This window comes from Pseudomonas sp. 22082 (assembly GCF_052046055.1).
Lineage (GTDB): Bacteria > Pseudomonadota > Gammaproteobacteria > Pseudomonadales > Pseudomonadaceae > Aquipseudomonas > Aquipseudomonas pharyngis.
The window spans coordinates 49534-63395 of record NZ_JBQEQB010000014.1 but is presented as its reverse complement, the minus strand read 5'-3'; the positions used below and the strand labels follow the sequence as shown (position 1 = coordinate 63395).

The 13862-nt window shown below is 58.1% G+C and carries 14 protein-coding genes and 2 tRNA genes; 15 read left to right on the top strand and 1 reads right to left on the bottom strand.

What is annotated here, in order from left to right:
* Positions 1–10: 10 nt before the first annotated feature.
* Positions 11–415, top strand: a complete 405-nt coding sequence (locus ACTJK9_RS17390) for a hypothetical protein (protein WP_007953755.1) — start codon at positions 11–13, stop codon at positions 413–415.
* Between the two features lie 9 nt (positions 416–424).
* Here the strand turns inward: ACTJK9_RS17390 and ACTJK9_RS17385 are convergent, their stop codons facing one another.
* On the bottom strand, positions 425–733 hold the full coding sequence (locus tag ACTJK9_RS17385) for a YhbY family RNA-binding protein (RefSeq protein ID WP_007953753.1): 309 nt from the start codon (positions 731–733) through the stop codon (positions 425–427).
* Positions 734–834: 101 nt separating this feature from the next.
* Between ACTJK9_RS17385 and rlmE the strand changes: the two genes are divergently transcribed.
* From rlmE to rpsO, 14 genes are all read left to right on the top strand, one after another.
* The gene (gene rlmE / locus ACTJK9_RS17380; RefSeq protein ID WP_007953751.1) at positions 835–1464 is read left to right on the top strand and encodes a 23S rRNA (uridine(2552)-2'-O)-methyltransferase RlmE; all 630 of its coding nucleotides are present in this window, start codon (positions 835–837) and stop codon (positions 1462–1464) included.
* 202 nt (positions 1465–1666) lie between these two features.
* Positions 1667–3574 carry an ATP-dependent zinc metalloprotease FtsH gene (gene ftsH / locus ACTJK9_RS17375; protein WP_011332403.1) on the top strand — a complete coding sequence of 636 codons (1908 nt, stop codon included), beginning with the start codon at positions 1667–1669 and terminating at the stop codon, positions 3572–3574.
* Between the two features lie 8 nt (positions 3575–3582).
* Positions 3583–4434 carry a dihydropteroate synthase gene (gene folP / locus ACTJK9_RS17370; RefSeq protein ID WP_074691907.1) on the top strand — a complete coding sequence of 284 codons (852 nt, stop codon included), beginning with the start codon at positions 3583–3585 and terminating at the stop codon, positions 4432–4434.
* Positions 4435–4450: 16 nt separating this feature from the next.
* The gene (glmM, locus tag ACTJK9_RS17365) at positions 4451–5788 is read left to right on the top strand and encodes a phosphoglucosamine mutase (RefSeq protein ID WP_039769173.1); all 1338 of its coding nucleotides are present in this window, start codon (positions 4451–4453) and stop codon (positions 5786–5788) included.
* A gap of 65 nt (positions 5789–5853) precedes the next feature.
* The gene (tpiA, locus tag ACTJK9_RS17360; RefSeq protein WP_007953744.1) at positions 5854–6609 is read left to right on the top strand and encodes a triose-phosphate isomerase; all 756 of its coding nucleotides are present in this window, start codon (positions 5854–5856) and stop codon (positions 6607–6609) included.
* A gap of 4 nt (positions 6610–6613) precedes the next feature.
* The gene (gene secG, locus ACTJK9_RS17355; protein ID WP_011332406.1) at positions 6614–6997 is read left to right on the top strand and encodes a preprotein translocase subunit SecG; all 384 of its coding nucleotides are present in this window, start codon (positions 6614–6616) and stop codon (positions 6995–6997) included.
* Positions 6998–7019: 22 nt separating this feature from the next.
* A tRNA-Leu gene (locus tag ACTJK9_RS17350) sits at positions 7020–7105 on the top strand.
* A gap of 97 nt (positions 7106–7202) precedes the next feature.
* Positions 7203–7279: transfer RNA gene (locus ACTJK9_RS17345), tRNA-Met, on the top strand.
* Between the two features lie 138 nt (positions 7280–7417).
* On the top strand, positions 7418–7876 hold the full coding sequence (rimP, locus tag ACTJK9_RS17340) for a ribosome maturation factor RimP (RefSeq protein ID WP_039769696.1): 459 nt from the start codon (positions 7418–7420) through the stop codon (positions 7874–7876).
* Between the two features lie 47 nt (positions 7877–7923).
* On the top strand, positions 7924–9405 hold the full coding sequence (gene nusA, locus ACTJK9_RS17335; protein ID WP_003221546.1) for a transcription termination factor NusA: 1482 nt from the start codon (positions 7924–7926) through the stop codon (positions 9403–9405).
* 27 nt (positions 9406–9432) lie between these two features.
* Positions 9433–11949: a translation initiation factor IF-2 gene (infB, locus tag ACTJK9_RS17330; protein ID WP_064593340.1), complete on the top strand. Its 2517-nt coding sequence runs from the start codon at positions 9433–9435 to the stop codon at positions 11947–11949.
* Between the two features lie 159 nt (positions 11950–12108).
* Positions 12109–12510, top strand: a complete 402-nt coding sequence (gene rbfA, locus ACTJK9_RS17325; RefSeq protein ID WP_007953741.1) for a 30S ribosome-binding factor RbfA — start codon at positions 12109–12111, stop codon at positions 12508–12510.
* A gap of 4 nt (positions 12511–12514) precedes the next feature.
* Positions 12515–13432, top strand: coding sequence for a tRNA pseudouridine(55) synthase TruB (gene truB, locus ACTJK9_RS17320; protein WP_007953739.1), 918 nt, complete (start codon positions 12515–12517; stop codon positions 13430–13432).
* Between the two features lie 141 nt (positions 13433–13573).
* Positions 13574–13843, top strand: coding sequence for a 30S ribosomal protein S15 (rpsO, locus tag ACTJK9_RS17315; RefSeq protein ID WP_011332409.1), 270 nt, complete (start codon positions 13574–13576; stop codon positions 13841–13843).
* Positions 13844–13862: the final 19 nt, after the last annotated feature.

Below are 13862 nucleotides of genomic sequence, written 5' to 3'. Positions count from 1 at the left end.
TGCGGGCGCGATGCTCTGGCAACTGGCCCAGATGTTGTGGGTCGGTGGCCTGTGGCTGGTACACCTCGGTCTGCGGCCGGTGCTGGGTCAGATTGGCCTGGCTCCGCTGCTGATCGATGAGGTTGCAAGTACGTTTGAAGTGGCGGTAGTGGGTTTTGCCGTCGCGTGCGTGATATTTCAGGCTTTGGTGCTGGTACAGGCCGAGGGCCTTGCCAGTCTATGGCGGGATTTTCGCGGGCAGGTGTTGCTGATGGCGTTGTATGCGTGTGCGATGTTTGTCGCAGTGCGTGTCGGCTGGCCGGATGCGCAGCGCTGGCAGGTGTTCAGCTTTCTTGTGTTGGGTTTTTCCGGGTTGGTGCTGGTATTGCAGCCGGTGCCGGGATGGAGTGGCAGGGTGCGCGAAGCACACCCTTGACCCTTGCCATCACTTGAAGCGATGGACGTTCGACAGTTGCTTGTTGACGCTGAAGTTCTTGCGGTAAATCAGTGCCATCTTGCCGATGACTTGAACCAGATCGGCCTTGCCGGTCTTGCACAGCTCTGCAACGGACGCCAGGCGCGCCTCGCGATCGAGGATGTTGAGCTTGATCTTGATCAGCTCGTGATCTGCCAATGCGCGTTCGAGTTCGGCTAAAACACCCTCAGTCAAACCGTTGTCAGCCACAGTCAGAACTGGTTTCAGGTGGTGACCAATGGATTTGTACTGTTTCTTCTGCTCTGGAGTGAGCGGCATAATCTGACCCTTTCGTCTGGATTCTGTAAAATGGCGGCCATTTTACCCGAGGGCTCGTGGATCCGCCCAATTAATCACGACCCTAATCAACGAGGTGCCCAATGGCGCGTTCCAAGACAAGCCTTGGTTGGCTGAAAAGACATGTCAATGATCCCTATGTGAAGCAAGCGCAGAAGGATGGCTACCGCTCGCGTGCGAGTTACAAGCTTCTGGAGATCCAGGAGAAATACAAACTGATCCGTCCGGGCATGAACGTCGTCGACCTGGGCGCGGCGCCTGGCGGCTGGTCGCAGGTCACCAGCCGGCTGATCGGTGGTCAGGGGCGACTGATCGCCTCGGACATCCTGGAAATGGACAGCATCCCGGACGTGACTTTCATCCAGGGTGACTTCACCGAGGATGCAGTGCTCGCTCAGATCCTTGAGGCTGTGGGTAATTCGCAGGTGGACCTTGTGATTTCCGATATGGCCCCCAATATGAGTGGTACGCCTGAAGTGGACATGCCAAAAGCCATGTTCCTTTGCGAGCTGGCGCTTGATCTGGCGGAAAGGATACTCAAGCCGGGTGGCAATTTCGTGATCAAGATTTTTCAGGGCGAAGGGTTCGATGTCTACCTGAAGGATGCTCGCAAGAAGTTCGACAAGATCCAGATGATCAAGCCGGACTCCTCTCGTGGCAGCTCTCGTGAGCAATATATGCTGGCATGGGGCTACCGCGGTCGTAGCGAGTAAAACGAGGTTTTTTGGCGGGGTGATAGGTTTTTCGTATTTCGCCCCGCGCGCATAAGCGAATATTGTGTAGAAAGTGTTTCACAAAGGGTTACAGACGGCGCCTGCCAGAGCTGTAGGTAATGTAGTAAGTTAGGCCGGTGAATATCATGCGAAGCGCGCGCCAGTAGCGGAGCTTGCTTCAGAGGGTAGTTAATTGAACGATATGGCAAAGAATCTGATCCTGTGGTTGATCATCGCGGCAGTCCTGGTGACGGTGATGAACAACTTCTCCAGCCCTAACGAGCCGCAGACCCTCAACTATTCCGACTTCATCCAGCAGGTCAAGGATGGCAAGGTCGAGCGCGTGGCCGTCGACGGCTACGTGATTACCGGCAAGCGCAACGATGGCGACAGCTTCAAGACCATTCGTCCGGCAATCCAGGACAATGGCTTGATCGGCGACCTGGTCGACAACCACGTCGTGGTCGAAGGCAAGCAGCCTGAGCAGCAAAGTATCTGGACCCAGCTTCTGGTAGCCAGCTTCCCGATCCTGGTGATCATCGCGGTGTTCATGTTCTTCATGCGCCAGATGCAGGGCGGCGCTGGCGGTAAGGGCGGGCCGATGAGCTTCGGCAAGAGCAAGGCGCGTCTGCTGTCCGAAGATCAGGTGAAAACCACACTGGCTGACGTTGCTGGTTGCGACGAAGCCAAGGAAGAAGTGGGTGAACTGGTCGAGTTCCTCCGTGATCCGGGCAAGTTCCAGCGCCTGGGCGGCCGCATTCCTCGCGGCGTGCTGATGGTTGGTCCTCCGGGTACCGGTAAAACCTTGCTGGCCAAGGCGATTGCCGGTGAAGCCAAGGTGCCGTTCTTCACCATTTCCGGTTCCGACTTCGTCGAAATGTTCGTCGGTGTCGGTGCCAGCCGCGTTCGTGACATGTTCGAACAGGCCAAGAAACACGCACCATGCATCATCTTCATCGACGAGATCGACGCCGTTGGTCGCCATCGTGGCGCCGGTATGGGCGGCGGTCACGACGAGCGCGAACAGACTCTCAACCAGTTGCTGGTCGAGATGGACGGTTTCGAAATGAATGACGGCATCATCGTCATCGCCGCGACCAACCGTCCTGACGTGCTGGACCCTGCTTTGCTGCGTCCGGGTCGTTTCGACCGTCAGGTGGTGGTCGGCTTGCCGGACATCCGTGGTCGCGAGCAGATCCTCAAGGTTCACATGCGTAAAGTGCCAATGGGTGATGACGTTGCTCCGGCTGTTATCGCACGTGGTACTCCGGGTTTCTCCGGCGCCGACCTGGCGAACCTGGTCAACGAGGCTTCGCTGTTTGCTGCCCGTGCCGGCAAGCGCATCGTCGAAATGAAAGAATTCGAACTGGCCAAAGACAAGATCATGATGGGCGCCGAGCGCAAATCCATGGTCATGTCCGAGAAGGAAAAGCAGAACACCGCTTATCACGAAGCAGGCCACGCCATTGTCGGTCGCGTCGTGCCCGAGCATGATCCGGTCTACAAGGTGTCGATCATCCCTCGCGGTCGTGCGTTGGGTGTGACCATGTTTCTGCCGGAAGAAGATCGTTACAGCCTGTCCAAGCGTGCGCTGATCAGTCAGATCTGCTCGCTGTACGGCGGCCGTATTGCTGAAGAGATGACTTTGGGCTTTGACGGTGTGACGACTGGTGCTTCCAACGACATCATGCGTGCGAGTCAGATTGCGCGGAACATGGTGACCAAGTGGGGTCTGTCGGAAAAACTCGGTCCGTTGATGTACGCCGAAGAAGAGGGGGAAGTATTCCTCGGTCGCGGCGGTGGCGGTCAGAATGCCAGCTTCTCCGGTGAGACAGCCAAGCTGATCGACTCTGAAGTACGCAGCATCATCGATCAGTGCTACGGCACGGCCAAACAGATCCTCACGGACAACCGCGACAAGCTCGATGCCATGGCGGATGCACTGATGAAGTACGAGACGATCGATGCCGAGCAGATCGACGACATCATGGCTGGTCGTACACCTCGCGAGCCTCGCGATTGGTCGGGCGGCACCGGTACTGGCACACCGCCTGTCATTCAGGGTGAGCGTCCGGAAACACCGATTGGCGGTCCGGCTGCCGACGTTTAAGGTTTGAAATGACTTCTGTACAGTCCCTGACCCGGTTGCCTTGCGGCAACCGGGTTCTTGATTTGGCCCGGACGCATGTCATGGGCATTCTCAATGTCACTCCTGATTCTTTTTCCGACGGTGGCCGATACAGCCAGCTCGACGCGGCCTTGCGTCATGCCGAAGCCATGGTTGCGGCGGGTGCAACGCTGATCGATGTGGGCGGCGAGTCGACCCGCCCGGGCGCGCGGGCGGTTTCTCCGTTGGAGGAGCTGGAACGTGTCGCTCCCGTCGTCGAGCTTATCAATCGCGAACTGGATGTGGTCATATCGGTCGATACGTCCACTCCGGCGGTCATGCGCGAAACAGCGCGTTTGGGTGCTGGCTTGATCAACGACGTTCGTTCGCTACGGCGGGATGGCGCGCTTGATGCGGCGGCGGCCACGGGATTGCCCGTGTGCCTGATGCACATGCTCGGCGAGCCTGGCGATATGCAGGATGATCCGCGTTATCAGGATGTCACCCGGGAAGTGGGCGAATTTCTTGCCGAACGCATGGCTCAGTGCGAGGAGGCAGGCATTCCGGCCGAGCGGATCATTCTTGATCCGGGCTTCGGCTTCGCCAAAACCCTGCAGCACAATCTAAGCTTGTTCAAGCATATGGAAGCCCTGCATGCGTTGGGGCGGCCGCTATTGGTGGGCGTTTCGCGCAAAAGCATGATCGGCCATGCATTGAATCGCCCCGTGGGTGAGCGTCTGTATGGCGGTTTGGCACTGGCTGCACTGGCATCGGTGAAAGGCGCGCGTATATTGCGCGTCCATGATGTGGCGGAAACGGTGGACGTGGTGCGAATGCTCGCAGCCGTGGAATCAGCCGAATAAGAATGATGGAGCACTTATGAGCAAGAAATATTTTGGTACCGACGGGATTCGTGGTCGCGTCGGGGAATACCCGATTACTCCGGACTTCATGCTTAAGCTCGGCTGGGCTGCCGGTATGGCCTTTCGCAAGATGGGTGCCTGCAAGGTGCTGGTCGGCAAGGACACGCGGATTTCCGGCTACATGTTCGAATCGGCACTTGAGGCTGGTCTGACATCTGCGGGCGCCGATGTAATGCTGCTCGGTCCGATGCCGACTCCGGCCATCGCCTACCTGTCGCGTACATTCCAGGCTGAGGCCGGAATCGTGATCAGTGCATCACACAATCCGCATGACGATAACGGCATCAAGTTTTTCTCCGGCAAGGGCACCAAGCTGCCCGATGAGCTGGAACTGATGATCGAGGAATTGCTCGATACGCCAATGACTGTTGTGGAGTCGAGCAAGATTGGCAAGGTGTCGCGAATCAATGATGCGTCCGGTCGCTATATCGAGTTTTGCAAGAGCTCTGTGCCGACCGGCACCAGTTTTTCCGGACTGAAGATTGTCATCGACTGCGCGCACGGTGCCACCTATAAAGTTGCGCCGAGTGTTTTCCGTGAGCTGGGTGCCGAGGTCGTCGTTCTGTCGGCTCAGCCGAACGGTCTGAACATCAATGACAACTGTGGCTCCACGCACATGGGGCAATTGCAGGCGGCGGTGTTGTCCGAGCATGCGGATCTGGGTATCGCCTTCGATGGTGATGGTGATCGGGTGCTGATGGTCGACCACACCGGGGCGATAGTCGATGGTGACGAGCTGATTTTCATCATCGCGCGCGATCTGCATGAGCGAGGCAAATTGCAGGGCGGTGTGGTCGGTACGCTGATGAGCAATCTGGGCCTGGAGTTGGCTCTGGCGGATCTGGGTATTCCTTTTGTGCGTGCAAATGTCGGCGACCGCTATGTGATTGCCGAATTGCTGGAGCGCGATTGGCTGGTCGGGGGCGAGAACTCCGGACATGTCGTTTGCTTCAACCACACGACGACTGGCGATGCGATCATTGCGGCGTTGCAGGTGCTGATGGCATTGAAAACACGCAACGAAGGTCTGGCGCAAACTCGTCAGGCCCTGCGTAAGTGTCCTCAAGTGCTGATCAACGTGCGCTTCGGCGGTGGCGACAGCCCGCTGGAGCACCCGGCTGTCAAGGAGGCGAGCGCACGCGTAACCCAGGCTATGGCGGGGCGCGGGCGTGTGCTTTTGCGCAAGTCCGGGACAGAGCCTCTGGTACGTGTGATGGTCGAAGGCGAGGACGAAATCCAGGTTCGTGGCTATGCCGAAGAACTGGCAAAACTGGTAACTGAAGTTTCTGCCTGATTCGGCTTGCCAGCCATGATTGTGTTGGGTAACATCTGCGCCCACTTTGACCGACGAGGTACAGCATGCGTCGCCCTATGGTAGCTGGTAACTGGAAGATGCACGGTACCCGCGCCAGCGTCGCTGAGCTGATCAACGGCCTTCGTCATCTGGCCTTGCCAAGCGGTGTTGATGTCGCGGTATTCCCGCCTTGCTTGTATATCAATCAAGTGATTGATGGCTTGAAAGGCAAATCGATCTCGGTCGGTGCGCAGAATTCTGCGGTGGAGTCCATGCAAGGTGCGTTGACAGGCGAGATTGCGCCGAGTCAGTTGGTGGATGCAGGTTGTTCCCTGGTGCTTGTCGGGCACTCCGAACGCCGCCAGATCATGGGTGAGCGAGACGGAATGCTGAATCGCAAGTTCGCAGCGGCACAGGCATGTGGCTTGATTCCGGTGTTGTGTGTAGGGGAGACCCTGGAGCAGCGCGAAGCCGGAAAGACTCTTGAGGTTGTCGGGCGTCAGCTGGGCAGTATCATCGAGGAGCTGGGTGTCGGTGCTTTTGCCAACGCAGTGATCGCTTACGAGCCGGTCTGGGCGATTGGTACCGGGCTGACTGCAACGCCGCAACAGGCTCAGGATGTGCATAAAGCCATTCGCGAGCAGTTGGCGGCAGAGAATTCTGAAGTGGCACGAGGTGTGCGGCTTCTATACGGCGGCAGCGTGAAGGCGGCCAATGCGGTCGAACTGTTCGGCATGCCGGATATCGATGGGGGGCTCATTGGTGGAGCTTCCCTGAATGCAGATGAGTTCGGTGCGATTTGTCGCGCCGCGGGAAACTGAAAAAATGCTGGAAACAGTCGTAGTCGTTTTTCATCTGCTGGGTGCATTGGGCGTAGTTGCTCTGGTTTTGCTGCAGCAGGGTAAAGGTGCGGACGCTGGCGCGTCTTTCGGAGCAGGTGCTTCAAATACTGTGTTCGGAAGCCAAGGTTCCTCTACCTTTCTTAGTAAGTTTACTGCTATACTTGCCGCCGGTTTCTTCATAACCAGCTTGGGGTTAGGATACTTTGCTAAAGAGAAGGCTCATCAGCTGACTCAAGCAGGTTTGCCAAACCCGGCAGTGTTGGAAGTTCCAAAGCAACAACCGGCTTCTGATGATGTCCCGGTGCTTCAAGAGCAAAAGTCGGCTACTCCAGCGACTGACGTACCTCCAGCTCAAGAGCAGAAGTAAGAAGGGTTTCAAACGTAGTATTGCCGAGGTGGTGGAATTGGTAGACACGCAACCTTGAGGTGGTTGTGCCCATAGGGTGTAGGGGTTCGAGTCCCCTTCTCGGTACCAATTAGTCAGGAGAGCCCGCTGTTGCGGGCTTTCTTGCAGGTGGAAGGTTACATTGACCCTAAAAGGGATCGGTCGTATACTTCCGCCCCAGCTTTGTCGCGGGGTGGAGCAGTCTGGTAGCTCGTCGGGCTCATAACCCGAAGGTCGTCGGTTCAAATCCGGCCCCCGCAACCAGTTTAAGGAGCCCCTTTTAAGGGGCTTTTTGTTAGCTGGACACTTTCAACGCCGCTGTTCGACGGCGTTTCAAGGATGGGCGTTTCGCCCATTTTTTTATTTTGCATAGCATGCACATACATGCACGAGGGGGTTCAGGTGTCGAGCAAGCTAGAAGAGTTGCAGGCCTTGCTGGCCCCGGTGGTCGTGGCCCTAGGCTATGAATGCTGGGGTATTGAGTTTTCGGCTCAAGGTCGCCACTCAATGTTGCGCGTTTATATCGATAAGGAAGGCGGCGTACTGGTGGACGATTGTGCCATCGTCAGCCGTCAGATCAGCGGTGTGCTGGATGTTGAAGATCCGATCTCCGTTGAATACACCCTTGAAGTTTCCTCGCCAGGCATGGAACGCCCACTGTTCACTCTTGAGCAGTTTGCCAAATATGTCGGTGAACAAGTGAAGATCAAGCTGCGCTCGCCTTTTGAAGGTCGACGCAACTTTCAGGGCCTTCTGCGCGGTGTAGAAGAACAGGACGTCGTGGTGCAGGTAGATGACCATGAGTTCCTGTTGCCGATCGATATGATCGACAAGGCCAACATTATTCCCAGTTTTGACTGAGACGCGGATCCCGCGGATCCAATGGCTTGCGAAAGGCGAGGCGTACGATGAGCAAAGAAGTACTGCTGGTTGTTGAGTCGGTATCCAATGAAAAGGGTGTACCGGCAAGCGTAATTTTTGAAGCGCTGGAGCTGGCTCTGGCCACTGCTACCAAAAAGCGTTTTGAAGACGAAGTTGATCTGCGTGTGGAAATCAACCGCCACACCGGTTCTTACGAAACTTTCCGTCGCTGGACGGTCGTCGAAGAGAATGATCTCGATGATCCGGCCATCGAAACCTGGCCGAGCAAGGTTGCTGAAACGCACCCTGGCGCCAAGGTTGGCGACGTCGTTGAAGAAAAGATCGAGTCCATCGAGTTCGGCCGCATCGCTGCGCAGACCGCCAAGCAGGTCATCGTGCAGAAAGTGCGCGAAGCCGAGCGCGCTCAAGTGGTTGACGCTTATCGCGAGCGCCTGGGAGAAATCATCTCCGGCACCGTGAAGAAAGTGACCCGCGACAACGTGATCGTCGACCTGGGTAATAACGCTGAAGCGTTGCTGGCCCGTGAAGACATCATCTCTCGCGAAACCTTCCGTGTTGGCGTGCGTCTGCGTGCGCTGCTCAAGGAAATCCGCACCGAGAACCGCGGCCCTCAGCTGATCCTGTCGCGTACCGCGCCGGAAATGCTGATCGAGCTGTTCCGTATCGAAGTGCCGGAAATCGCTGAAGGCCTGATCGAAGTGATGGCCGCCTCCCGTGATCCGGGTTCGCGTGCCAAGATCGCTGTCCGCTCCAAGGACAAACGCATCGACCCGCAGGGCGCGTGCATCGGTATGCGCGGTTCGCGCGTCCAGGCCGTGTCGGGCGAGTTGGGTGGCGAGCGTGTCGATATCGTCCTGTGGGACGACAACCCGGCGCAGTTCGTGATCAATGCCATGTCGCCGGCAGAAGTGGCGGCCATCATCGTTGACGAAGATGCCCATGCCATGGACATCGCCGTTGGCGCAGACAATCTGGCTCAGGCCATCGGTCGTGGTGGTCAGAACGTGCGTCTGGCGAGCCAGCTGACTGGCTGGACCCTGAACGTGATGACCGAATCGGACATCCAGGCTAAGCAACAAGCGGAAACCGGCGACATCCTGCGCAACTTTATCGACGAGCTGGAAGTCGACGAAGAACTGGCTCAGGTGCTGGTAGACGAAGGCTTCACCAGCCTGGAAGAGATTGCCTACGTACCGTTGGAAGAAATGCTCAACATCGACGGCTTTGACGAGGACATCGTCAACGAGCTTCGCGCTCGTGCCAAGGATCGCTTGTTGACCAAAGCCATCGCTACTGAGGAAAAGCTGGCAGACGCCCATCCGGCCGAAGACCTGCTCTCGCTTGAGGGTATGGACAAGGATTTGGCGATGGAACTGGCGGTGCGCGGCGTAATTACCCGCGAAGACCTGGCCGAGCAGTCTATTGACGATCTGCTCGACATCGACGGCATTGACGATGATCGTGCCGGCAAGTTGATCATGGCCGCCCGAGCCCACTGGTTCGAGTAATTAGGCGCGGCCTGAGGAGAGAAGTGCATGACGCAAGTCACGGTGAAACAACTGGCCGATGAGGTCAAAACACCGGTAGAGCGCCTGTTGCAGCAGATGCGTGAGGCAGGTCTGCCGCACACCGCCGCCGAAGAAAATGTGACTGACAGTGAGAAGCAATCCCTGCTGACCCACTTGAAAAGCAGCCACAAGGCGAAAGTGGAAGAACCACGCAAGATCACGCTGCAGCGTAAAACCACCAGCACCCTGCGTGTGGCTGGCAGCAAAAGCATCAGCGTTGAAGTCCGCAAGAAGAAAGTTTTCGTACAGCGTAGCCCGGAAGAAATCGAAGCCGAGCGCAAGCGTGAACTGGATGAACGTCGCGCAGTAGAAAATGCTGCCCGTCAGAAGGCTGAAGAAGAAGCCCGCGTGCGCGCCGAAGAAGAAGCGCGTCGCCAGCCTGCTGCGCCGTCCGCTCCTGCCGAAGCCGTCGCTGCCCCTGCGCCAGTGGCCGAACCCGTGCGCGAAGCCGCGCCGGTTGTGGCTGCTGCGCCAGCTGCCGACACTCGCAAGCGTGACGAACAGCGCCGTCCGGACAAACCACGTGCTGACGACAACAACCGTCGTGGCGGTGGTGATGGCGAGCGCAAAAACGCTCCGCATCGCGCATCGGTCAAGGAAAAGGCTCCGGCTCCACGTGTGGCGCCACGCACTACCGACGAAGAAAGCGATGGCTTCCGTCGCGGCGGTCGCGGCAAGGCCAAGCTGAAGAAACGCAACGCCCACGGTTTCCAGAGCCCGACCGGCCCTGTCGTGCGTGAAGTGAAGATCGGCGAAACCATCACTGTTGGCGATCTCGCCCAGCAGATGTCGGTCAAGGCTGCCGAAATCATCAAGTTCATGTTCAAGCTGGGCACCCCGGCCACCATCAACCAGGTACTGGATCAGGAAACTGCCCAGCTGGTCGCAGAAGAACTGGGCCACAAAGTGACCCTGGTCAGCGACACCGCCCTGGAAGATTCCCTGGCCGAGTCCCTGAAGTTCGAAGGTGAAGCGGTTCCTCGTGCGCCGGTCGTGACCGTAATGGGTCACGTTGACCACGGTAAGACCTCGCTGCTCGACTACATCCGTCGTGCCAAGGTAGCTGCTGGCGAAGCCGGCGGTATCACCCAGCACATCGGTGCATACCACGTTGAAACCGAACGCGGCATGGTCACTTTCCTCGACACCCCTGGTCACGCCGCGTTTACCGCCATGCGTGCCCGTGGTGCCAAGGCGACCGACATCGTGATCCTGGTGGTTGCGGCGGACGACGGCGTGATGCCACAAACCATCGAAGCCGTTCAGCACGCTGTTGCTGCTGGCGTTCCGCTGGTGGTTGCGGTGAACAAGATCGACAAGCCGGGTGCTGATCTCGATCGCATCCGCAGCGAACTGTCGGCTCACGGCGTGACCTCTGAAGACTGGGGTGGCGACACTCCATTCGTTCCGGTTTCCGCGAAGATGGGTACCGGCGTCGACGAACTGCTTGAAGCTGTATTGCTGCAAGCCGAAGTTCTCGAACTGACCGCTACTCCTTCGGCTCCTGGCCGTGGCGTCGTGGTTGAGTCGCGTCTCGACAAGGGCCGTGGTCCGGTAGCCACCGTTCTGGTTCAGGACGGTACGCTGCGTCAAGGCGACATGGTGCTGGTCGGCTCGAACTATGGCCGCGTGCGCGCCATGCTCGACGAGAACGGCAAGCCGATCAAGGAAGCGGGTCCGGCCATTCCGGTCGAGATCCTCGGCCTGGACGGTACGCCTGACGCCGGCGACGAAATGAGCGTGGTTGCCGACGAGAAGAAAGCCCGTGAAGTGGCACTGTTCCGTCAAGGCAAGTTCCGCGAAGTCAAACTGGCTCGCGCTCACGCCGGCAAGCTGGAAAACATCTTCGAAAGCATGGGCCAGGAAGAGAAGAAGACGCTCAACATCGTCCTCAAATCCGACGTCCGTGGTTCGCTGGAAGCCTTGCAGGGCGCTCTGAATGGCCTGGGCAACGACGAAGTGCAAGTGCGCGTGGTCGGTGGCGGTGTCGGTGGTATCACCGAATCCGACGCCAACCTGGCACTGGCTTCCAACGCTGTACTGTTCGGCTTCAACGTGCGTGCCGATGCCGGCGCACGGAAGATCGTCGAGCAGGAAGGTCTGGACATGCGTTACTACAACGTGATCTACGACATCATCGAAGACGTCAAGAAAGCCCTGACCGGTATGCTTGGTAGCGACGTTCGCGAGAACATCCTCGGTGTGGCCGAAGTCCGTGACGTGTTCCGTTCGCCGAAGTTTGGCGCGATCGCTGGTTGCATGGTGATCGAAGGTGTTGTGCACCGTAACCGTCCGATCCGTGTACTGCGTGAAGACATCGTGATCTTCGAAGGCGAGCTGGAATCCCTGCGCCGCTTCAAGGATGACGCTTCCGAAGTACGTGCCGGCATGGAATGCGGTATCGGCGTGAAGAGCTACAACGACGTCAAAGTCGGCGACAAGATCGAAGTCTTCGAGAAGGTTCAGGTTGCTCGCAGCCTCTGACTCGCGCACTTCAAGGGCCACGTCGGGCCGCCGCATGCAAGTGCGCGGCACGGCGTCAGGACTCTAAACGCAACGCCCGGTCTGGCTTTTGTCAGGCCGGGCGTTTGCCGCTTTCAGACCTTGCGGGTTTCACCGCAGGGCAGTAACAGGTAACAAATCATGGCAAAAGAATACAGCCGTACCCAACGTATCGGCGATCAGATGCAGCGTGAGCTGGCCCAGCTGATCCGTCGTGAAGTCAAAGACCCGCGCGTCGGCCTGGTCACCATTACCGCTGTGGAAGTCAGCCGTGACGTCGGTCACGCGAAGATCTTCATTACCGTGATGGGGCAGGACAACGCCGAAGACATCGCGCAAAGCATCAAGGTGCTCAACGCTGCCGCCGGTTTCCTGCGCATGCAGCTGGCCCGCGAAATGAAGCTGCGCAGCGTGCCGCAATTGCACTTCCACTACGACGAAAGCGTCGTGCGGGGTGCGCACCTGTCGGCCCTGATCGAGCGCGCCGTGGCTGAGGACAATCAGCACGTGGCTGCGGCAGAACCCGAAGACACCAAGGAGTAACTCGGTGGCTCAGGTCAAACGTATCCGTCGTAACGTCAGCGGCATCATCCTGCTCGACAAGCCGTTGGGGTTCACCTCCAACGCCGCGTTGCAGAAGGTTCGCTGGCTGCTCAACGCCGAGAAGGCCGGTCATACCGGCAGTCTCGATCCACTGGCTACCGGCGTGCTGCCGCTGTGCTTCGGTGAGGCGACCAAGTTCTCGCAGTACCTGCTCGATTCCGACAAGGGGTATGAAACCCTGGCGCAACTGGGCAAGACCACCACCACGGCGGACGCCGAAGGTGAGGTTTTGCAGGAGCGCCCGGTGACCGTTGGTCAGGCCGACATTGAAGCGGTTCTGCCGAAATTTCGTGGGCAAATCAGTCAGATACCGCCGATGTACTCCGCTCTCAAGCGTGATGGCCAGCCGCTGTACAAGTTGGCCCGTGCAGGCGAAGTAGTGGAGCGCGAACCGCGTTCTGTTACTATTGCGCGCTTGGAATTGCTGGCCTTCGAAGGCGATACTGCGCGACTCGCGGTGGATTGCAGCAAGGGCACCTATATTCGCACCCTGGTGGAGGATATCGGTGAGCAACTCGGTTGTGGTGCGTACGTCGCTGAACTGCGTCGTACCCAGGCCGGGCCTTTCACCCTGGCGCAGACCGTGACCCTCGAAGAGCTGGAAGCGGTACATGCCGAAGGCGGCAACGAAGCGGTCGACCGCTTCCTGATGCCATCGGACAGCGGCCTGCAGGATTGGCCGTTGCTGCAGTTCTCGGAAGCGAGCGCGTTCTACTGGCTCAACGGCCAGCCGGTACGTGCCCCGGATGCTCCGAAGTTCGGCATGGTGCGGGTACAGGATCACAACGGTCGCTTCATCGGTATCGGTGAAGTGAGCGAAGACGGGCGCATCGCGCCGCGTCGACTGATTCGGTCAGAATGACCGGAAACCGGTCTGTGTAACAACAGGCCGGCGAGTGTGGCTGTCAACAGGCACGGTCACTACTCATTTATAGATACAGGGATTTGTCCCTGGCCTGTTGAAACTGTTTTTGAAACGGTTTCCTGATAAAAGGATTGCCTCATGGCTCTCGACGTTCAAGAAAAAGCTCAAATCGTTGCCGACTACCAGCAAGCTGTTGGTGACACTGGTTCGCCAGAAGTGCAAGTTGCACTGCTGACCGCCAACATCAACAAACTGCAAGGTCACTTCAAGGCCAACGGTAAAGACCACCACTCCCGTCGTGGTCTGATCCGCATGGTTAACCAGCGTCGCAAGCTGCTGGACTACCTGAAAGGCAAGGACGTGAGCCGTTACAGCGCTCTGATCGCTCGCCTGGGTCTGCGTCGCTAATCAGCGATTGCGCTATGAG

Excerpts from the sequence above, each read along its gene's own strand:
- tpiA (WP_007953744.1), top strand. The coding sequence starts at position 5,854 with ATGCGTCGCCCTATGGTAGCTGGTAACTGGAAGATGCACGGTACCCGC.
- infB (WP_064593340.1), top strand. The coding sequence starts at position 9,433 with ATGACGCAAGTCACGGTGAAACAACTGGCCGATGAGGTCAAAACACCG.
- secG (WP_011332406.1), top strand. The coding sequence starts at position 6,614 with ATGCTGGAAACAGTCGTAGTCGTTTTTCATCTGCTGGGTGCATTGGGC.
- ACTJK9_RS17390 (WP_007953755.1), top strand. The coding sequence starts at position 11 with ATGCTCTGGCAACTGGCCCAGATGTTGTGGGTCGGTGGCCTGTGGCTG.
- glmM (WP_039769173.1), top strand. The coding sequence starts at position 4,451 with ATGAGCAAGAAATATTTTGGTACCGACGGGATTCGTGGTCGCGTCGGG.
- rpsO (WP_011332409.1), top strand. The coding sequence starts at position 13,574 with ATGGCTCTCGACGTTCAAGAAAAAGCTCAAATCGTTGCCGACTACCAG.
- folP (WP_074691907.1), top strand. The coding sequence starts at position 3,583 with ATGACTTCTGTACAGTCCCTGACCCGGTTGCCTTGCGGCAACCGGGTT.
- rbfA (WP_007953741.1), top strand. The coding sequence starts at position 12,109 with ATGGCAAAAGAATACAGCCGTACCCAACGTATCGGCGATCAGATGCAG.
- rlmE (WP_007953751.1), top strand. The coding sequence starts at position 835 with ATGGCGCGTTCCAAGACAAGCCTTGGTTGGCTGAAAAGACATGTCAAT.
- ACTJK9_RS17385 (WP_007953753.1), bottom strand. The coding sequence starts at position 733 with ATGCCGCTCACTCCAGAGCAGAAGAAACAGTACAAATCCATTGGTCAC.
- ftsH (WP_011332403.1), top strand. The coding sequence starts at position 1,667 with ATGGCAAAGAATCTGATCCTGTGGTTGATCATCGCGGCAGTCCTGGTG.
- nusA (WP_003221546.1), top strand. The coding sequence starts at position 7,924 with ATGAGCAAAGAAGTACTGCTGGTTGTTGAGTCGGTATCCAATGAAAAG.